17 protein-coding genes and 1 pseudogene are annotated in these 19,906 nt (G+C 43.4%); 15 read left to right on the top strand and 3 right to left on the bottom strand.

The window, feature by feature from the left end; genetic code table 11:
* The first annotated feature begins 161 nt into the window (after positions 1–161).
* From flhA to HQQ92_RS05780, 13 genes are all read left to right on the top strand, one after another.
* Positions 162–2,261, top strand: coding sequence for a flagellar biosynthesis protein FlhA (gene flhA, locus HQQ92_RS05720; RefSeq protein ID WP_028761177.1), 2,100 nt, complete (start codon positions 162–164; stop codon positions 2,259–2,261).
* 11 nt (positions 2,262–2,272) lie between these two features.
* Entirely contained in the window at positions 2,273–3,655 is a 1,383-nt protein-coding gene (flhF, locus tag HQQ92_RS05725; RefSeq protein WP_028761176.1) for a flagellar biosynthesis protein FlhF, read from the top strand.
* A gap of 4 nt (positions 3,656–3,659) precedes the next feature.
* Complete coding sequence (locus HQQ92_RS05730) at positions 3,660–4,541, top strand: MinD/ParA family protein (protein WP_006082389.1); 882 nt, start codon at positions 3,660–3,662, stop codon at positions 4,539–4,541.
* Positions 4,534–5,247 (top strand): RNA polymerase sigma factor FliA, encoded by a 714-nt coding sequence (locus HQQ92_RS05735; RefSeq protein ID WP_028761175.1) that lies wholly within the window; start codon positions 4,534–4,536, stop codon positions 5,245–5,247. The genes HQQ92_RS05730 and HQQ92_RS05735 overlap by 8 nt, the downstream gene beginning before the upstream one ends.
* A gap of 47 nt (positions 5,248–5,294) precedes the next feature.
* A complete protein-coding gene (cheY, locus tag HQQ92_RS05740) occupies positions 5,295–5,678 on the top strand; it encodes a chemotaxis response regulator CheY (protein ID WP_007649667.1) in 384 nt (127 codons plus the stop codon).
* A gap of 13 nt (positions 5,679–5,691) precedes the next feature.
* Positions 5,692–6,429 (top strand): protein phosphatase CheZ, encoded by a 738-nt coding sequence (locus HQQ92_RS05745; protein ID WP_028761174.1) that lies wholly within the window; start codon positions 5,692–5,694, stop codon positions 6,427–6,429.
* Positions 6,430–6,444: 15 nt separating this feature from the next.
* A complete protein-coding gene (locus HQQ92_RS05750) occupies positions 6,445–8,688 on the top strand; it encodes a chemotaxis protein CheA (RefSeq protein ID WP_173243807.1) in 2,244 nt (747 codons plus the stop codon).
* Between the two features lie 20 nt (positions 8,689–8,708).
* A complete protein-coding gene (locus HQQ92_RS05755; protein WP_028761172.1) occupies positions 8,709–9,842 on the top strand; it encodes a chemotaxis response regulator protein-glutamate methylesterase in 1,134 nt (377 codons plus the stop codon).
* Between the two features lie 13 nt (positions 9,843–9,855).
* The gene (locus HQQ92_RS05760) at positions 9,856–10,377 is read left to right on the top strand and encodes a membrane anchored protein in chemotaxis locus (protein WP_173248599.1); all 522 of its coding nucleotides are present in this window, start codon (positions 9,856–9,858) and stop codon (positions 10,375–10,377) included.
* A gap of 71 nt (positions 10,378–10,448) precedes the next feature.
* Entirely contained in the window at positions 10,449–11,240 is a 792-nt protein-coding gene (locus HQQ92_RS05765; protein WP_028761170.1) for a ParA family protein, read from the top strand.
* Complete coding sequence (locus HQQ92_RS05770; protein WP_105251948.1) at positions 11,224–12,219, top strand: chemotaxis protein CheW; 996 nt, start codon at positions 11,224–11,226, stop codon at positions 12,217–12,219. Before HQQ92_RS05765 ends, HQQ92_RS05770 begins: the two co-directional genes overlap by 17 nt.
* A gap of 7 nt (positions 12,220–12,226) precedes the next feature.
* Positions 12,227–12,721, top strand: coding sequence for a chemotaxis protein CheW (locus tag HQQ92_RS05775; RefSeq protein ID WP_006082380.1), 495 nt, complete (start codon positions 12,227–12,229; stop codon positions 12,719–12,721).
* Between the two features lie 230 nt (positions 12,722–12,951).
* Positions 12,952–13,350, top strand: coding sequence for a DUF2802 domain-containing protein (locus HQQ92_RS05780; protein ID WP_173243810.1), 399 nt, complete (start codon positions 12,952–12,954; stop codon positions 13,348–13,350).
* A gap of 53 nt (positions 13,351–13,403) precedes the next feature.
* Here HQQ92_RS05780 and HQQ92_RS05785 read toward each other — a convergent pair whose 3' ends face one another.
* Entirely contained in the window at positions 13,404–13,712 is a 309-nt protein-coding gene (locus tag HQQ92_RS05785; RefSeq protein ID WP_028761167.1) for an EscU/YscU/HrcU family type III secretion system export apparatus switch protein, read from the bottom strand.
* 61 nt (positions 13,713–13,773) lie between these two features.
* Positions 13,774–15,682 (bottom strand): annotated as a pseudogene (locus tag HQQ92_RS05790) (hypothetical protein).
* A 219-nt stretch (positions 15,683–15,901) separates the two neighbouring features.
* Here HQQ92_RS05790 and HQQ92_RS05795 point away from each other — a divergent pair.
* Entirely contained in the window at positions 15,902–16,687 is a 786-nt protein-coding gene (locus HQQ92_RS05795) for a VacJ family lipoprotein (RefSeq protein ID WP_028761165.1), read from the top strand.
* A gap of 121 nt (positions 16,688–16,808) precedes the next feature.
* Entirely contained in the window at positions 16,809–17,912 is a 1,104-nt protein-coding gene (locus HQQ92_RS05800; RefSeq protein WP_028761164.1) for a response regulator, read from the top strand.
* A 116-nt stretch (positions 17,913–18,028) separates the two neighbouring features.
* Here HQQ92_RS05800 and HQQ92_RS05805 read toward each other — a convergent pair whose 3' ends face one another.
* The gene (locus HQQ92_RS05805) at positions 18,029–19,534 is read right to left on the bottom strand and encodes a peptide MFS transporter (protein WP_173243813.1); all 1,506 of its coding nucleotides are present in this window, start codon (positions 19,532–19,534) and stop codon (positions 18,029–18,031) included.
* Positions 19,535–19,906 lie beyond the last annotated feature (372 nt).

Here is a 19,906-nt window from a genome sequence, read left to right on the forward strand (position 1 = left end):
GTCATTGGTAAAGCTGATGATGTCGAGTTCATTTGTTTTTATGGCTAATTTTATGTATATCAATCAGTCACAGTACATATCTTTCCTTCATTAATGGCTTTAATCTTGTTGGCGCGTTTTTTGCTTTATGCTATTACACGTCAAAGTTTAGGTTATAGCGAATGGATGTTAAAGCGACTCTTGGTCAAGTAAAACAAATTAGGCTCAGCACTTTTAAAGGCATTGGCACGCCGGTGGTTGTGCTTGCTGCATTGGCCATGATTGTTTTACCTATCCCTCCATTTCTATTAGACATACTCTTTTCATTCAACATTGCGTTAGCTCTCATCGTATTGCTGGTGGCTATTTATACCGATAGACCCTTAGATTTTGCTGCCTTCCCAACTGTGTTACTGGTGGCGACATTATTACGTCTTGCGCTCAACGTTGCCTCTACTCGTGTGGTTTTACTTGAGGGTCATAATGGCGGTGATGCCGCGGGTAAGGTGATTGAAGCCTTCGGTTCTGTGGTGATCGGTGGTAACTATGCCGTTGGTCTAGTGGTATTTATCATTTTGATTATCATCAACTTTGCGGTAGTTACTAAAGGTGCTGGTCGTATCGCAGAAGTCAGTGCCCGCTTTACCTTGGATGCTATGCCGGGTAAGCAAATGGCAATCGATGCTGACTTAAATGCTGGAACCTTAAATCAAGACCAAGCGAGAATACGCCGTGCCGAAGTGACCCGTGAAGCCGATTTCTATGGTGCGATGGACGGTGCGTCCAAATTCGTTAAAGGGGATGCGATTGCCGGTATCATGATCTTAGTGATCAACATCGTAGGTGGTTTCATCATAGGGATTGTGCAGCATGGCTTAAGTTTCTCTGAAGCGGTTGAAATTTATACCTTACTGACTATCGGTGATGGTTTAGTGGCGCAGATCCCTGGTCTATTATTGTCAATCGCCGCAGCCTTGATGGTGACTCGTCAAAACGAGTCAGGTGATATGGGCCAAATGATGATGAGTCAGATGTTTGACAGTCATAAGTCATTGGGTATCGCCGCCGGAGTCCTGTTTGTAATGGGTATTGTTCCTGGTATGCCGCACATGGCGTTTTTAAGCTTTGCCTTTATGACTGCTGGTGCAGCTTATTTTGTTTATAAACGAAATGAAAACAAACGTCTTAAAGCGCTAGAACAAGTGAAATCGGGTCCAATAGAAAGACAAGATAAAGAGCCTAAAGAGCTAGGTTGGGACGATGTACATCATGTTGATACTATTGGTCTTGAGGTTGGATATCGTTTGATCCCTCTGGTAGACAAGGGCCAAGGTGGCGAGTTACTAAGCCGCATTAAAGGCGTGCGTAAAAAGTTGTCTCAGGAACTAGGCTTCTTAGTGCCCGCGGTGCATATTCGCGATAACTTAGATTTATCGCCTAATGCGTATCGCATTTCATTAATGGGCGTCGTCGTCGGAGAGGCAGATATTCGTCATGATTGCGAATTGGCGATCAACCCTGGTCAAGTCTATGGCAAACTCGATGGTATCGAAACGCGCGATCCCGCTTTTGGCCTAGAAGCTGTATGGATCGCTCCTGAGTTACGTGAGCACGCACAAACATTAGGTTATACCGTCGTCGATGCCGCCACTGTTGTTGCAACTCATATTAGTCAATTACTCACAAATAATGCCGCTAAGTTGTTAGGCTACGAAGAAGTGCAACAACTGATGGATATGCTTGCGAAACACTCACCTAAGCTGGTTGATGGCTTTATTCCAGATATCATGCCACTAGGACATGTCGTAAAAGTGATGCAGAACCTATTAAATGAAGGGGTTTCAGTTAGAGACTTGCGTACTATAGTGCAAACTTTGTTAGAATATGGCACTAAGAGCAATGACACTGAAGTCTTGACTGCCGCTGTACGTATCGCTTTGAAACGTATGATAGTTCAGGAGATCTCAGGCCCAGAGCTCGAAATCCCCGTCATTACTTTGGCGCCAGAGTTGGAACAGATGTTGCATCAGTCAATGCAAGCAACTGGTGGTGATGGTCCTAATATTGAACCCGGTCTTGCAGAACGCATGCAGCAGTCCCTTGCCGATGCGGCTCAGAAGCAAGAAATGGTCGGACAACCCGCCATATTGTTGACGTCAGGTATGTTACGCGCGACGCTGTCACGCTTTGTTAAACATACTATTCCTAATCTCAGAGTCATTTCATATCAAGAAATACCTGATGAGAAGCAAATACGTATCGTATCTGCAGTCGGCCAGTAGAGGACGCATAAGTGAAGATTAAACGATTTTTTGCCAAAGACATGCGCGCCGCACTGGCCCAAGTGAAAGAAACACTCGGCTCAGATGCCGTCATTATGTCAAATAAAAAAGTGAACGGTGGCATCGAAATTGTCGCTGCCGTTGACTATGACGAACCTAAAGCAAAAACTGCAGCCACTGCGCCAGCACCGACCTTTATGGACGTGAGCGACGATCTCGTGTCCCTCGGTGCTAAGCAGCCAGTTCGTGTAGAAACTCGCGCTAAGCCAGCCGCTCCTGCAGACTCATTACAAGCCTTACTTGAGAAGCAGCAAAGCCGTTTGAATCAACAAATGTCACATCAGCAAGTTGATGCCGAGTTACCTGCATGGGCTAAGGGCTTACAAGCCCCTACTGCTGTGAAACCAGAACGTCGTGAAGCGCCTTCCTCGTTTGATAAAAAGCCACAAACATCACTAAAACAAAGTGCTGATATTGAAGCTATGCGTGATGAATTAGCATCACTGCGTAATTTACTGACACATCAAGTATCCTCCTTGATGACGGAACATAAAAAACGCATCGATCCCGTCGGTGCTATGCTCGAAGCCAAATTACTTGAGGCTGAATTCTCCCCTGCGGTTGCAAATAAATTAGCCGCGCTGAGTCAGCATTATACGCCGGCTGAATTAGTCAGAGCATTACCACAAAGTCTCGCTAATATGCTTGACAATCAGGGTGATGACATTGTGAAACAGGGCGGGGTGGTTGCATTAGTTGGTCCTACTGGCGTTGGTAAAACAACGTCATTAGCTAAACTTGCTGCCCGTTTTGCGGCACATCATGGTGCTGAACATGTTGCTTTAATTACCACAGATCATTATCGCATCGGAGCCTATGAGCAATTAGCAACTTATGGCAAAATAATGGGCTGCCCAGTAAAGCAAGCTCATGATCTAAATGAATTAGAGCAAATTCTCTATCAGTTTAGGAATCGCAAGCTAGTATTGATAGATACGGCTGGCATGGGACAGCGAGATATGCGCCTTTACCAGCAACTTGATAATTTAACTGCAAATAGCAGGATACCTATCCGCAGTTATCTGGTACTGTCTGCGACAGGGCAGCGCCGTGTGCTGCAAGATGCAGTCAATCATTTTAAACGCATTCCCCTATCTGGTGTCGTTCTCACAAAACTCGATGAATCTGTGTCGTTAGCAGGGGCATTAAGTGTGTTGATCCAAAACGGATTACCATTAAGTTATATTACTGATGGACAAAGAGTTCCTGAAGATATGAAAGTTGCGGATACCCTAGATTTAGCCCAGCAGGCACTCGCAGCGTTAGATAGTACAGAACAACAATCATTACAAGACACAGCGTGGTCAGATAATATGGCCTGTGCATTTGAGTAGATTTATGACCCTGGATCAAGCAAGTGGTTTACGTATGATGAATCAACCCTATAACGAAAAAGTGAAAGTAATCGCGGTCACTGGTGGTAAAGGAGGCGTGGGTAAAACCAGCGTTTCTATTAATACTGCTGTGGCATTAGCCGAAAAAGGCAAGCGTGTCTTGGTACTTGACGCTGACCTTGGCTTAGCAAACGTCGACGTCATGCTGGGTATTCGTGCCGAGCGTAACCTCTCTCATGTTCTCTCTGGTGATGCAGAGCTTGACGATATTATCGTGCGTGGTCCTAAGGGGATAGGCATAGTACCTGCCACCTCAGGAACACAGGGGATGGTGGAATTAAGCCCTGCGCAACATGCTGGATTAATCCGTGCATTTAGTGAGATGCGGACTCAGTTTGATATTCTAGTCGTAGATACTGCGGCTGGGATCTCAGATATGGTGCTCAGTTTCTCACGTGCTTCGCAGGATGTGTTAGTCGTTGTTTGTGATGAACCCACTTCGATTACCGATGCCTACGCCCTGATTAAAATTCTCAGCCGTGAGCATGGTGTGTTCCGTTTTAAAATAGTTGCCAATATGGTGCGTAGTTTACGCGAAGGTATGGAATTATTTGCTAAACTCAGTAAAGTGACCGACAGATTTTTAGATGTTGCACTTGAATTAGTCGCCACTATTCCATTTGACGAAAACTTACGTAAATCTGTTCGTAAACAAAAATTGGTGGTTGAAGCTTATCCTAAATCACCAGCGGCAATTGCTTATCAAGGATTGGCAAATAAAATTTTGAGCTGGCCTGTGCCGCAGCAACCTGGTGGGCATTTGGAGTTTTTCGTTGAGCGTTTAGTACAACGACCAGATTTTCAAGAGGAAAAAACGAGTGAATAAAGCCGCTGCGTATACTTGTTTAGACAATAAATCGTCGATCGTTGAACAGTATGCTCCGTTGGTTAAAAGAATTGCGCATCATTTACTCGCCAGACTACCTGCATCTGTGCAGTTAGATGATTTACTCCAAGCTGGGATGATGGGGTTACTAGAAGCATCATCCAAGTTTGATGGTGGCAAGGGTGCGAAATTTGAAACCTTCGCCGGCATACGCATACGTGGAGCCATGTTAGATGAAATTCGTCGTGGCGACTGGGTCCCTCGTTCCGTTCATCGTAACAATCGTAAGGTTGCACACGCTATTGATGAGTTAGAGCAAGAACTGGGCCGTGATGCACGCGACACAGAAATTGCAGAAAAACTTGATATGACGCTCGATGAGTACCATCATATTCTTAACGATGTTTCTGTCGGAAAAATCATAGGGATAGAAGATTTAGGCGTATCTCAGGATATACTTACAGTGAGTGATCGGTCCGATGATGATTCATTTGAAGCATTAGCTGAGAACCAATTTCATTCTGCTCTGGTTGAGGCAATTAAATTATTGCCTGAAAGAGATGCATTAGTGTTATCCCTGTACTACGATGAAGCATTGAATTTAAAAGAGATTGGCGCCATTCTTGAAGTCAGTGAATCGCGGGTTAGCCAGATATTAAGTCAGGCAATGTTGCGATTGAAAGCTAAACTCAAGCACTGGACATAAGTATAATTATTAATCGAGCACAGAATGTCAGCTCACCGGAGGAAACCTTGGACAAGAATATGAAGATTCTCATTGTTGACGATTTTTCGACAATGAGGCGTATCATCAAGAACTTGTTGCGAGACTTGGGGTTTAATAACACCCAAGAAGCAGACGATGGCTCAACAGCCCTGCCGATGTTGCAAAAGGGGGATTTTGATTTTGTTGTTACAGATTGGAATATGCCTGGTATGCAAGGAATCGATCTGTTAAAAGCAATTCGCGCTGATGATTCGCTAAAGCATTTACCCGTATTAATGGTGACTGCTGAAGCAAAACGTGAACAGATTATTGCTGCCGCTCAAGCGGGAGTGAATGGTTATGTGGTTAAGCCTTTTACCGCTGCAACGCTGAAAGAGAAGTTAGATAAAATATTCGAACGACTCGCTTGAGCAAGGATGAGCTATGAAGTCACAAACATCAGGGCTCATCACGCTCGAGCAAGCTCAGCATTTAGTTGAATTATTAAGTGCAGGTGAGCAAAGTCAGGCAGATGATTTATTTCGGGAGCTTGCTGCTCCACTGCAACGAGAATTATTCGAAGAAGTAGGTAAATTAACTCGGCAACTTCATAGTGCGCTGATGGATTTTCAAGTTGATAATCGTCTTGCTGAATTAGCCAATACAGAGATCCCCGATGCCAAGCAACGTTTAAATTACGTTATTGACATGACCGAACAAGCTGCAAATAAAACCATGGATGCGGTTGAAGAATGTTTACCTTTGGCTAATGCCGTGACCGTAAATATTCAAAATGTCATGCCATCTTGGGACAGATTAATGCGACGCGAGATAGCGCTGACTGAATTTAAGGGCCTTTGTCACGATGTACAAGACCTTATGTCTCGTAGTGCAAATGACTCGACTCGATTACGTGAATTGCTTAATCAAATTTTGATGGCGCAAGATTTTCAAGACTTAACAGGACAAATAATACGTCGTGTTATTGATCTAGTAATGGAAGTAGAAAGTAATCTGGTTTCTATGCTGACGGTATTTGGTGAGCAACCTATGATTGAAAGTCAGATTGCTCAGAAAAATAATATTGAAGCAGAAGGCCCGATAATGAATGCCGAGCTTCGTCAAGATGTGGTAACGGGTCAAGACGAAGTGGATGATCTTCTATCGAGTCTGGGTTTCTAACTGGGAGTCAATTTGATGGCCTTTGATGTAGATGAAGAGATACTCCAGGACTTTTTAATCGAAGCCGGTGAAATTTTAGAGCTTCTGCAAGAGCAACTCGTTGCGCTTGAAAATAATCCTGATGATACTAACTTGCTGAACGCCATTTTTCGAGGTTTTCATACCGTTAAAGGTGGTGCTGGCTTTCTTAGCTTAACTCCCATGGTGGATGTTTGTCATGAGGCTGAGAATACCTTCGATTTATTGCGGACAGGCAAGCGTAGCGTTAACGCAGAGTTGATGGATATTATTTTGCAGGCTGTTGATGCAATTAATACCATGTTTGCGCAAACCCAGCAGGGCGAGCAACAAGACCCCGCTGATTCAGGTTTGCTAGCGAGACTTAAAATGCTCAGTTCAGGTGCGCCTTTGCCATCTGAAGTCGCTTCTGCCGAGGTTGTAGAGCCAGAACCTGTTGTTGAAGTCATTATTGATACTCCTACCCTTCAAGAAATCCCTGCTGATATAAGTGATAACTCATCTTCCATTGAAAATACGTCTTCAAGTATCGATGATATCAATGATGCTGAATTTGAAGCTTTATTGGATGCGCTTCATGGTTCAGGAAAGGGACCTGCGGTCGCTGCTACCACATTTGTATCTGAGCCAGTTGCTGCAAAGCCTGCTGCATCAACTAAAACACCTTCAACATCAGGTGATGACATCACTGATGATGAGTTCGAGGCGTTACTGGATGAACTTCATGGTTCAGGTAAATTTAAAGCTGAGGCTGAAGTGCCTGTTAAGCCTAAGGTTGTGGCAACACCTGCGCCTCAACCGATTGTAGATGCTGATGAAATTACCGATGATGAGTTTGAACGATTACTTGATGAACTCCATGGGAAAGGCGGAGCACCTGCGAAAGCTGAAGTAAAAGCGCCTACGCCCCCTGTTGCGACTGTAGCACCTACTGCTGCACTACATGCTCCTGCGCCAGTTAAAGCCGCAGTACCAGCTCCAGTCGTTGCTGCAAAACCTAAGGTGGAAATTGCGGTTGTCGATAAAGCACCTGCTAAGGCTAGCTCTGCGAATGTGCCTCAGGGTGAAACAACAGTACGTGTAGATACCGCACGACTCGACCAGATCATGAATATGGTGGGTGAGTTAGTGTTAGTGCGTAATCGATTGGTGAGCTTAGGCATCAGCCGTGATGATGAGGAGATGTCGAAAGCTCTTGCGAACTTAGATCTCGTTACTGCCGATTTGCAAGGCGCTGTGATGAAAACCCGTATGCAACCGATCAAGAAAGTGTTTGGTCGTTTCCCTCGGGTGGTACGTGATCTTGCTCGTACACTAAACAAAGAAATTGATTTGATCATGGTCGGTGAAGAAACTGACTTAGATAAAAACCTTGTTGAAGCGCTTGCCGATCCACTCGTCCACTTAGTGCGTAACTCTGTGGACCATGGTATCGAGATGCCAAACGAGCGTGAAGCCAGTGGTAAGCCAAGAACGGGAACGATTACCTTATCTGCAAGTCAGGAAGGCGACCATATACTGCTGAAAATCGAAGACGATGGCGCAGGAATGGATCCTGAGAAACTTAAAAAAATCGCGATAACACGTGGTGTACTCGATGAAGATTCTGCTTCGCGGATGACAGACAGCGAAGCCTATAATTTGATTTTTGCACCAGGTTTTTCAACTAAAGTTGAGATTTCAGATATTTCAGGCCGTGGTGTTGGGATGGACGTGGTAAAAACTCGTATCACCCAGCTTAATGGCACTGTACATATTGATTCTATGAAAGGTAAGGGAACGATACTTGAGATTAAAGTACCGTTAACATTAGCGATTATGCCTACCTTAATGGTCGATGTCGCTAAACAAGTGTTTGCATTACCTCTATCTAGCGTGAATGAGATTTTCCATCTCGATCTCACAAAAACCAATATTGTTGATGGGCAACTGACTGTCATAGTGCGTAATAAGGCAGTACCTTTGTTCTATTTGGAACACTGGCTACATAGAAACAAAACGACCTTTAAACATGGCGATAAAAAGCATGGTCATGTGGTTATCGTGCAATTAGGCATGATGCAAATTGGTTTTGTAGTGGATGCCTTAATAGGACAAGAAGAGGTCGTTATTAAACCTCTTGGCGCTATGTTACATGGCACACCTGGGATGGCTGGTGCGACAATTACATCGGATGGTGGTATTGCACTGATCTTAGATGTTCCTGGATTGCTAAAGCATTATGCGAAAAGTAAGAATTAGTTTCCAAGCTAAGGAATGGAATGGCCATTAAAGTATTAGTCGTTGATGACTCAAGTTTTTTCAGACGACGTGTTAGTGAAATAGTCAATCAAGATCCTGAACTGGAAGTTATCGCGACGGCCTCAAATGGGGCCGAAGCGGTGAAGTTGGCTGCTGAGCTTAATCCCCAAGTTATCACAATGGATATTGAGATGCCTGTCATGGATGGTATTACTGCTGTTCGTGAAATCATGGCTAAGTGTCCGACTCCGATCTTGATGTTTTCTTCTTTAACCCATGATGGCGCTAAAGCAACGTTAGACGCTTTAGATGCTGGTGCATTAGATTTTCTACCTAAACGTTTTGAAGATATTGCGACCAACAAAGATGATGCCATTTTATTGTTGCAACAAAGAGTTAAGGCATTGGGACGACGCAGAATGTTTCGTCCTATTGCACGTCCGGTGGTCTCGCCAACAACTAGCGCGCGTCCAAGTCCAACAGGTAGCGTTTTAGGTACAACCAGTATATCGGCTCATACGCCTGTCGCAGCTCCTGTTAGAACCTCAACGGCAACGACGATTCGTGCAAGTGGTAAGCAGTATAAATTATTGCTGATCGGTACATCTACTGGTGGTCCGGTTGCGCTGCAAAAAATACTCACGCAGTTTCCAGCAAACTATCCGCATCCTATTTTATTAATCCAGCATATGCCTGCTGCCTTTACCCCTGCATTTGCGAGTCGTTTAAATGGCTTATGTAAGATTGAAGTAAAAGAGGCCGCTAATGGCGATCTGCTTAAACCGGGTTGTGCATATTTAGCGCCGGGTGGTATGCAAATGATGGTTGAACGTACTGGAACAAGTGGCCGATTAAAAGTTATCGCTGGCAGTGCTGATATGAATTATAAGCCCTGTGTGGATATCACCTTTGCTTCTGCTTCTAAAGCCTTTAGTGGTGATGTGCTTGCTGTTGTATTAACTGGCATGGGGGCGGATGGCAGAGAAGGCGCACGGATGTTGAAAGCTGTAGGCGCTACCATTTGGGCGCAAGATGAAGCCAGTTGTGTGGTTTATGGTATGCCACAAGCCGTTGCGAGTGCAGGGATTGCCACCCAGTCAATAGCCTTAGACAACATGGCCGAATGTATTTTAAAAGAGTCTGTTCGTGTCTAAAAATCAATATCCGATGAGCACAAATAGTGTGCTCATCATCTTGTTGATGGGCATAGCCATTTTGGTTCTTGGTGCCTTAAGCCTTGATTACAAGCGTAAGAATAGTTTGCTGCAGGCGGATATAAAACGTTTGGAATCGACTCAGGTGCTGTTAATGGTACCTGACGAACAGGCTGAAGCCATTGCAACTTGGTTAGCGTCTCATCCCGATCAGACTAAAGCAATGTTGCAATTAGCGGCTCCTGGTGAGCAGAAGGCTGTAGCGATTGGTCCTGAGCCGGTACAAAATAGCATTCCGCCTTTGCTGGGCAAACCAGATACTGAAATAGATACGGCGAAGGAAAAAACTAATCTGGAATCCTCTATTCCTAAACAGCTTCAAGCGCCAGAAAAAGAGGTTAAAGCTGTTTCTCAGACAATTGCCCCCCAAAATGCAGAGATGCTGCCCGTGGTGATATCTGAGAATGCCGATGGTGTCAAAGTGATTAGTTTGCCCAATGGCGGCATTCGAGTCACGACCAGAAAAGAGCAGTAATTTTTAGAATTTGTGAACTCACAATTTTCTAGTTCATTAGCATATTAACCAGTATAGGTAGGGGTCACTTCTTGAAAGTCTGGACCATAGCGAATCAAAAAGGTGGCGTAGGTAAAACCACGACGGTAGCGAGTTTAGCGGGAACATTAGCTAAGCGTGGTAAGCGTGTTCTTATGATAGATACCGATCCACATGCTTCGTTAGGTTATTACTTAGGTATTGATTCTGAAGAGGTTCCAGGCTCGTTGTTTGATGTTTTTCTTGCCCATAAAAACCTTTCTAAGGAACTCGTTTTATCCCATGTAGTGCCAACCTTAGTCGATGGTTTGGATTTATTACCTGCAACTATGGCATTGGCTACCTTGGACAGAGCCTTAGGTCATCAAGAGGGAATGGGATTAGTACTACGTAATTTATTAGCACTGGTTGCTGATGATTATGATGTTGCTATCGTTGATTGCCCACCCGTACTCGGGGTATTAATGGTCAATGCGCTTGCGGCAAGTCAGCATATCATTATTCCTGTGCAGACGGAGTTTCTTGCCATTAAAGGGCTAGAGCGGATGATTAAAACGATGGAGTTAATGGGCCGATCTAAGAAGACGCGCTACAGTTACACTGTTGTGCCTACCATGTACGATAAACGCACCAAAGCATCACCTGCGGCTTTGCAAGTTCTTGGTGCCGAATACAGTGATACTTTGTGGAAAGACGTTATTCCAGTAGACACTAAGTTTAGAGATGCCAGTTTGGCACATTTACCAGCATCGCATTATGCGAGTGGTTGCCGCGGCGTTAAAGCCTATGAAAGATTATTAGATTTCTTATTAGTTGGGGAGTTTGGCCATGTCAAAATCGGTTGATGAAACTGTTTTTGATTTTTTCGCATTATTGCTGCAGGAAGACGACAGTCCAAACCAGATTGTTTCCCCTCAAAGCATTGTAAAAGCAGACTCAAATCAAAATGTTGCCGTTAATCAAACGGAGGCAGCATTGCTCGATGCGGCAATTTTGGCTGAAAATGGTCGCACTGCCGCACCGCAGAATGTAGAGAAGGCCATAACGCCTATTGCGCAGTTGCAGCCAAAAGCGGCGCCAAGACAACATGAGTTTGTTGCTCCGGTAAGCCAGGTTGTAGCTCAAGTGAATAAGCAAGCGTTAGAGAAATTATTAGCGCCAGTACTAAAGACTGCAAGGTTAGAACCGATACCACCTTCAGTAGAGATAGCGCCACCTATTGATGTTCAACCCGTTGTGGTGGAAGTACCAAAAGCTCAGCCTGTTGTTAATGAAACCGTTGCTGATGAAATCGTTGAGCCAGTGGTTGTGCCAGAAACACAAGTCGGCATTACGCCTCCTAGTGTGACAAAAGATTTGCAAGAAGTGCTCGATGATGAGTTTCAGGTACTATTCTTTAAAGTAGCAGGGCTGACATTGGCTGTGCCTTTGGTGAGTTTAGGCGGAATAGTAAAAGTTGAGCGGATAAACCACATCTTTGGTCGACCCGCATGGTTTCTTGGTGTACAGACGCATAGGGAGGAGCAATTGAACATTGTTGATACTTGTGCGTGGGTTATGCCAGAAAAATACACAGATAAACTGGCGCAATCAGTAAATTATCAATATCTTGTATTATTAGAAGGCAGTAACTGGGGATTGACTTGTGAGTCCTTGGTCAATGCGGTAAAAATTAATAAGTCGCAAGTCAACTGGCGTAGTCAAGCGGGTAAACGCCCTTGGTTAGCGGGTGTAGTGAAAGAACAGATGTGTGGCATTTTGCACGTACAAGCCTTAGTTGAAATGCTTAATGCGGGTTTAGGTTGTCAGGACTCAATTGGTTGAGGTAAACATGAAAGATACAAGAAATGTAGCAGCAGTCGCTGCAAGTAAAGATGATGCAGTATTACAATGGGTTACCTTTAAGTTGGACCATGAAACTTACGGTATCAACGTAATGCAAGTGCAGGAAGTGCTGCGTTATACTGAAATAGCTCCTGTACCCGGTGCCCCCTATTATGTACTAGGCATCATTAACTTACGTGGTAATGTCGTTACTGTAATTGATACCCGCTCACGTTTTGGATTGCAGTCTGCTGAAGTTGATGATTCAACTCGAATCGTTATCATCGAAGCTGAAAAGCAGGTCATTGGTATCTTAGTTGATAGTGTTGCAGAAGTGGTTTATTTGCGCCGCTCTGAAATTGACAATGCGCCTAATGTTGGAACGGAAGAGAGTGCTAAGTTTATTCAAGGCGTGAGCAACCGCGACAATGAATTACTTATCTTAGTTGATCTCGACAAATTATTGTCCGACGAAGAATGGGCCGAGTTGACTCAGATCTAATCAATGAGTGTGATAAGGCTGAATGATTAGAATTCATTCAGCCATTTTGTTTATTTGCGAATAAATCGATGATGTTGAGTATTTACGATTTATGGGTAGACGAAGTCTTTTTATAATAGCTTGAACAATGGCCAATTATATTGGTGACGTTAAGTGAGCACTTTGGAATAGATAACTCAATTGTAAGCCAGCTCCTAATCTATGGCTTTGAGTGTGTATAAGGATTTTTGATGGGCGATGAATTTTTGATCGCAGCGTTAGTTTATGTCATCGCATGCTTAGGGTTAGTACTCTTTTTACAAAAGCAATTGAGTAAATTAAGAAGCAAAGTTGATGCATTGACTGTGTTAGTTAAAGAGGGCGATCGGCAGCGAGAGTCTTTTAAACGCGAATTGCAAGAATTACGCAGTGGCACTATCGGTGTAGGCCGTCGTGTTATTGAATTAGAGAAACGCATATTGCAACAGTCTGAACGGATTGAAGAGACGACTCAACAGGATCCACAGGCAAAACTTTATACTCGAGCCATGAAGATGGTCGCGCTTGGTGCTGGCGTTGACGAGTTGATTAAGGAATGCGAATTACCTAAAGCTGAAGCCGAGCTGTTGATCCGTCTGCATCGTAAGTAATCGGTAGCCAATTGAACACTAAAAGCTAATTTTTCTGAATTAGCTTTTTTATTTTATGCCTTCTCGACAATTTTTTTATGCATATTATTCCATTGCTCAGGAAATTTACCGTCGAGCATATACACAAATGCAATCAGTTCGGCGATAAGCAGGTAAAGCTCCTTGGGAATTTCCTCTCCTAACTCTAGCAATTGCAAAAAATGGCTCAGATGGGGATCTTGATGGATATAAACGCCGTTAGCCTTAGCTAAGGCAATAATTTCTTCTGCGATAAGCCCTTCACCAGTCGCGACTATTTTAGGAGCGTTACGGCCATCGTAGCTCAGTGCGACAGCTTGTTTAGGTTCACTCTCTTCGCTCATATCGTTATTTCCAATGTTTTGTATAATGAACTCAATATTAGTGTTGGAACATTGTCACTCATTAAGCTTTTGTCTTTACGAGGAAATGATCACCAGGTAATAAGGTTGCTGGTACTTGCGCTATTTGAGTTGATAGTTCTCCAGGCGTAAAACCCAGTTGTGATAGTTTTTGGCTTAAGGGCGTTAAAAAGTTATTAACCTTATTAAGTAGTATCTGACTATTGCCTTTAAACTGGATATCTAATTGTTGATTGTGGTTTTGGGCTGAAATCAGCAGAGGTCCTTGTGCTAGATTAAACTTCAGTTGTAAACGCCATCCCATTTTTTTATCTGGGTCATCAGGATCGGCTTCTTGCTCAAATTTCCCTTCCAGTTGCTCCTGTCGTTGGTTAATGCCATAGGGCAGGGCGAAGAACCACACTAAATTGCCTGCGCTCTCATTACTTGCCTGTTGGTATAAATGCAGGTTAGAGGCTAATAGTCCCATGCTATCAAGGCCTCCTGCTTTGCTCAGTTGCCCAAGTAGTTTAGTGGAGAAGCCCACTTTAGCTTGTAACTGATCAAGGTAGTCGGCAAGCTTTTTGCTAACGGAATTCGAATTGTTATTGGCTTTAAAGCCAAGTAGCAGCTGAAAAAGTGAGGTAATTGCACTCCCATTCATGAGCATTGAGGCTTGATTTGATTGAGGTGTAGCAAGATTTAGACTCGCTAGACCGAGAATATTGGCTTTGAGTTCATCGATATCATTCAATTGGCTCAGTGGTGGTAGCCCTAAATGCGGTAGGTGTTTCAATAACTCAGATGCTAAATTCGAGCTGCTATTAGAACGAGATAGCTCAATAGGAAGTGCCCCCGCTTTATTGAACGCTTTTTGTAAGACATCAGCCACTTTTACCGAAGTGTCAGTCTTAGCATCATTGCCTTGTTGTTCACTCTTTTGGCTACTGGATCCTAAAATATTATTAAGTTTGTTTATGTCTGTAGGACTCACACTTAGGATTTCTTGTGACGTTTTTGAGCCTTGAGATAATCCGTTTTTGCTATTTACGTTTTCACCCATTTGTGATGTTGGTGATTGACCCACAAGCCGATTTTCAAGGGCTGAGTTTTGGGTGCTGATCTGACCTAAGTCTTTAGTTGTTGGCGTTATGACTTGCGCGTTAGAGATATTCTGTGAGCCAGTCGCATTAGGCGATGATGGAACATCTACTTTATTTTGAAGCTGCATAATACCGACTTTAGCCGTGACAATTTGTTTTGTGGGCTCAGGTAGAAAGTTGATATTTTCGAGTTTTTTTTAGAAAGGAGGCAATGATCTGGGCTGGTTCAATTTTCGCGATCACAAGATCAGAAGATGGTTTATTTGTGGGAACCTGAGTTTCATTTACTGGCGCCCCAATCATGATTTCGAGTTTGCTCTGTATTGGGGTGAGTAATAAAATAGGGCGCCCTTGTTGAAAGGCTATTTTCGCGATGAATTCACCTTGATTCAGCTGGGGTCCAGGATCTTGTGCTACAACGGTACCATTAGCAAATTGAAGCTCCTTGTTAACTATAGTGACGTTGGGTAATGGATAGCCCTGTGTGCGAGCCGCAAGCGCTGAAAGCTGCGTCTGAGATATGCCATTTTGTTGTGCCAGATTGATCACTGCCTCAGGAATTTTCAGTACGAGAGGTGTAGCTAAGGCAAGCAGTTGGCTAGTGGAGTTTTGCACTATCGTAGTTGGAGTTGAGCTGTTCTGCGCATTGGGCGTGACTAAAAAGCTATTAGCAGTCAACAATATTTGCCGCTGTTGAGCATTAACTAGCTTTAAATTATATTCTGTACCGTTTAGAATAATACTATCTCCCTCAGGTGATGTTTGCACCTGAGCTGGAATGGGGCGTGGAGTAGCATTGAGGGCATCAGTGTTAGCCATCGCAGTGTGTAACTGCGAATTTTGACTGCTGATAAGTGGAATCGACTCCATTTAATGACCTTATATAGTTTATCCTGCGATACATTCGTTTAGTAAAATTAACAATTGACCAATTTTTTTTGCCAAGTAAGCTTATGCGCCTTGTGACAAAGGAACTGTCATACTGGATAGTATGCCACTAAGACGAATTATCTTTATATCGTCATTTTTGTATTGTCACTTTAGCGAAAATTTGATGTCTAAACTGTACATTTATATTAAGAGAGCGATATGAAGTTAAAATGGATGGGATTATCTTTGGGGTTAATGCTGTTGCCTAAAGTGCAATCGGCTGAAGTATCCCTATCAGATACCATTCAGCAGGAAACACCTGCTAAGGTACAAATTACCTATGATGATCCCCGCGATCCGTTCGAAGGCTTTAACCGAGCTATGTGGGACTTCAACTATCTCTACCTAGATAGATATTTATATCGTCCTGTAGCCCATGGTTATAACGATTATATTCCTACGCCTGCTAAAACAGGTATCAATAACTTTGTGCAGAATTTAGAGGAACCTAGCAGCTTAGTAAACAATGTGCTGCAGGGTAAGTGGGGCTGGGCAGCTAATGCTGGTGGACGCTTTACAATCAATTCTACTGTCGGCTTATTAGGTGTCATTGATGTCGCTGACATGATGGGTATGAGCCGCAAGCAAGATGAGTTTAATGAAGTGCTGGGTTATTATGGGGTGCCTAATGGACCTTACTTCATGGCGCCATTTGCGGGTCCTTATGTTGTGCGAGAACTCGCGTCTGATTGGGTTGATGGTCTATACTTCCCATTGTCTGAGTTAACAATGTGGCAATCCATTGTTAAATGGGGACTTAAAAACCTTCATTCTAGAGCATCAGCAATCGATCAAGAGCGACTTGTTGATAATGCACTCGATCCCTATGCCTTTGTCAAAGATGCATATTTACAGCACATGGACTATAAAGTCTATGATGGTAATGTCCCTCAAAAGCAAGATGATGATGAGTTGCTCGATCAGTATATGCAGGAGCTTGAGTAACCCTATTGGCCGTACTTGACAGCATTTGTCTTTAGTCATCAAATGCTAGCCTTGTTAAATTTTGTTATTGGCATATTCACTTGAGTAATGGCTATGCGATGAACTTTATTCGGGAACCTTTATGGCGTTAAATGGTGTTGCGGTTCTTTTAGTTGAAGATGACCCCGTGTTTAGGCAGATTGTTGCAAGCTTTCTCGATAGCAGAGGTGCGCAAGTCACACAAGCCTGTGATGGTGAACAAGGATTGTCAGTTTTTAAATCGCAGCGCTTCGATATTGTTCTTGCAGACTTGAGTATGCCTAAGCTCGGTGGGCTCGATATGCTTAAGGAAATGACAAGGTTAGCCCCTTTAGTGCCTTCTATCGTGATCTCGGGTAATAATGTCATGGCTGACGTCGTTGAAGCCTTACGCATTGGCGCAAGTGATTATCTCGTTAAGCCAGTATCTGATTTATTTATTATTGAACAAGCCATTAAACAAAGCCTTAATAGTTCCTACATTGATGATACTCAAACCGCAGATTTTGACGCGCTATCCCACCAAGAATTAAGTGATAATCTAGCATTGCTTGAGCAAAGTGTTGCTGCGGCAAAACAAGTTCAGCAACAACTCTTTCCCGCTTCAAATATTAGTTATCCGGCAGCCAAGGTTGACTATAGCCTTTATAAAAATAGCGATATAAGCAGTTATTTCATTGATTCAACTATGGTAGGTAGTGATTACCTGATTATGTACATGGCCCATTTGTACCCAGAGGATAATCGAGCCGCGTTTGCTTGCGTTCTGCTGAGAAGTTTTGTTAATCAGAAGCTCAAAGATTTTAGAAATGGTCAGAGTCAGAGTATTATTGAACCCTTTAACATGATGAGTTATTTGAACGAGCGTTTAGTGAAATCTGGTCTCGATATTAAAGCCGATATGATTTACGTTGCTATTGAGCTAACTAAGTACCGTGCTGCTATTGCACAGGCGGGTAAGGGGCTGCGTTGTTATCTGCGTAATGACGAGGGATTAAGCCCGTTAGCACTGTCTGAGAGTCTTCAGCTTGGTGTGTTAGATTGGGGTAAACCGAGCATTCAGTTCCGCAGTATTTTACCGCAAGAACAGTTATGTATTGCGACAAGTGAGCCTGAGCATAAACAAGCTTTACTTGATAACAAGTTTAAGGGCTTAGTCTATGATGCAACGCTACCTGCAGGTGGTTTTCTACAGTTAAGCCTTTAGTTTTTTTTGACGCTTTGGCGAAATTGAGTATACCGAATAGCTGACTTAACAAAAACGCCTTACTCTTGCGAGTAAGGCGTTTTGTTTTAACAATCAAAAACAGTCGAACAGGATTATTAACGTTTTATCGCTTCATGTTCAGCCGTCACTGCAATTTCGCTTTCTAAGGCTTCAGCTTCAGTGTGATGCTTGGTTTCTGCGCCATGCATCCAATCGACTAATTTGTCAGCCATAAAATACAGGATCACGCCAGACAGGGCCGCTGTAATCGCGATACCAGCAAAAATTGACATAGCATTAGCAAGTTGTTCCTCTTTGCCACCACCGTGACCAATCAAAGAGCCTACGACCCCAGCAACCTTGTTCGCCATCGCAATAAACAGGAACCAAGCGCCCATCATCAAAGAGGCAATACGCAGTGGAGCAAGTTTAGTCACCATAGATAAGCCAATAGGTGACAAACATAATTCACCCATAGTATGGAAGAAATAAGCACCCACTAACCACCACATGCTTGATTTAGCTGTAGGATCGCTACCCATCTCAACCACAGCGCCAATCATGAACAAGAAGCCAATCGCCAATAAGAACAAACCTAAGGCAAATTTCACTGGCGAGTTAGGTTCATTTTTACCTAAACGGATCCAGATAGAAGCAATTACAGGGGCAAATAACACAATAAAAATAGCGTTTAGCGATTGGAAATAAGTCGTGGGCACTTCCCAAGTACCTATGTAACGGTCTGTAAACTCATTGGTAAATAAGTTCATTAACCCGCCCGCTTGTTCAAAGCCCGCCCAGAAAATAATCGTGAACAAACCCAGCACCATAATTACCTTGAGACGATCACGCTCAATTTTAGTAAGTGGTTCTTTACGGGTATTGCCTAGCTTAGCCTGGCGTTCACGTTCAAGCTTGGCCGCAGGCACGGTGCCAATACTACCTAACAGTTTTTGAGCAAATAAAAATTGAATCACCAGCGACAGCAGCATACCAATACCAGCACAGAAGAAACCTGCCTGCCAGTTATTAACAAAAACCTCTTGGCCATTAACCATTTCAGTGTGGCCAAAGCTAGTATAAGCCCAAGCAACAATAAAGCCGGATAATGCCGCACCTAAATTGATTCCCATATAGAAAATAGTAAATGCACCATCGCGACGGTGATCACCTTCCTCGTAGAGATCGCCCACCATAGTGGAAATGTTCGGCTTAAACAAACCATTACCCAGAATGAGTGTACCTAAACCGATATAGAAAATGGTCGTTTCAATACCAGGAAACCAAGCATGAGGCGCAGCTAGCATAAATTGGCCAGCCGCCATTAACGCACCACCAAAATAAATGGCTTTGCGCTGACCCAGAAAATTATCAGCTAACCAACCACCAATCAGCGGCGTTAAATACACTAACGCAGTAAAAGTACCATACAAGGATAAAGCGTCAGCTTGGCTAAATCCTAAGCCGCCACCGCCTTGTTTACCCACCTGATCAACTAAATACAGTACCAAAATGGCACGCATTGCATAATAACTAAATCGTTCCCAAAGTTCTGTTGTAAACAGCAAGAACAATCCCTTGGGATGCCCAAGCATTGTTCCTTGTGGTTTTGCTACGCTCATGAAGTCTTCCACCTTAAGCTCGTGATTGCCTGTGGGCCCCTGAAACAGGATGATGTCACCACAGAAAAATGGTTGTTGCTCGTCCCAATATCGCCTGCAGGTTTAATCAACCATTAATTCCCGCTATAGCATTCATTAATTGTTGAATAACCGCTAGTTACGTATGGGTTATTGTTACGTTCTTATAATAAAAGTAATGTGTTTAGCAGTAAAATGAGTATTTTCGCTAAAATCCCACCTTATATACCCCTTAAAAGCAACCAAAGTCAATTTTGGTAAGCTAAGTGGTGACATTATCAGCAGTATAGTGTTGTGATTTTAATTATGAATTAGTTAATGTGAGTGTCATTGTATGCATACCGAGCGAGAGAC

The sequence above is a fragment of the Shewanella sp. DC2-4 genome, from assembly GCF_013248875.1.
Classification (GTDB): Bacteria; Pseudomonadota; Gammaproteobacteria; order Enterobacterales; family Shewanellaceae; genus Shewanella; species Shewanella oncorhynchi.

What these genes read in the sequence shown, in the direction of transcription:
- HQQ92_RS05755 (WP_028761172.1), top strand. Translation starts at nt 8,709, where the DNA reads ATGGCCATTAAAGTATTAGTCGTTGATGACTCAAGTTTTTTCAGACGA.
- HQQ92_RS05770 (WP_105251948.1), top strand. Translation starts at nt 11,224, where the DNA reads ATGTCAAAATCGGTTGATGAAACTGTTTTTGATTTTTTCGCATTATTG.
- HQQ92_RS05800 (WP_028761164.1), top strand. Translation starts at nt 16,809, where the DNA reads ATGGCGTTAAATGGTGTTGCGGTTCTTTTAGTTGAAGATGACCCCGTG.
- HQQ92_RS05780 (WP_173243810.1), top strand. Translation starts at nt 12,952, where the DNA reads ATGGGCGATGAATTTTTGATCGCAGCGTTAGTTTATGTCATCGCATGC.
- HQQ92_RS05785 (WP_028761167.1), bottom strand. Translation starts at nt 13,712, where the DNA reads ATGAGCGAAGAGAGTGAACCTAAACAAGCTGTCGCACTGAGCTACGAT.
- HQQ92_RS05760 (WP_173248599.1), top strand. Translation starts at nt 9,856, where the DNA reads ATGAGCACAAATAGTGTGCTCATCATCTTGTTGATGGGCATAGCCATT.
- HQQ92_RS05730 (WP_006082389.1), top strand. Translation starts at nt 3,660, where the DNA reads ATGACCCTGGATCAAGCAAGTGGTTTACGTATGATGAATCAACCCTAT.
- HQQ92_RS05745 (WP_028761174.1), top strand. Translation starts at nt 5,692, where the DNA reads ATGAAGTCACAAACATCAGGGCTCATCACGCTCGAGCAAGCTCAGCAT.
- HQQ92_RS05750 (WP_173243807.1), top strand. Translation starts at nt 6,445, where the DNA reads ATGGCCTTTGATGTAGATGAAGAGATACTCCAGGACTTTTTAATCGAA.
- HQQ92_RS05775 (WP_006082380.1), top strand. Translation starts at nt 12,227, where the DNA reads ATGAAAGATACAAGAAATGTAGCAGCAGTCGCTGCAAGTAAAGATGAT.
- HQQ92_RS05795 (WP_028761165.1), top strand. Translation starts at nt 15,902, where the DNA reads ATGAAGTTAAAATGGATGGGATTATCTTTGGGGTTAATGCTGTTGCCT.
- flhA (WP_028761177.1), top strand. Translation starts at nt 162, where the DNA reads ATGGATGTTAAAGCGACTCTTGGTCAAGTAAAACAAATTAGGCTCAGC.
- HQQ92_RS05805 (WP_173243813.1), bottom strand. Translation starts at nt 19,534, where the DNA reads ATGAGCGTAGCAAAACCACAAGGAACAATGCTTGGGCATCCCAAGGGA.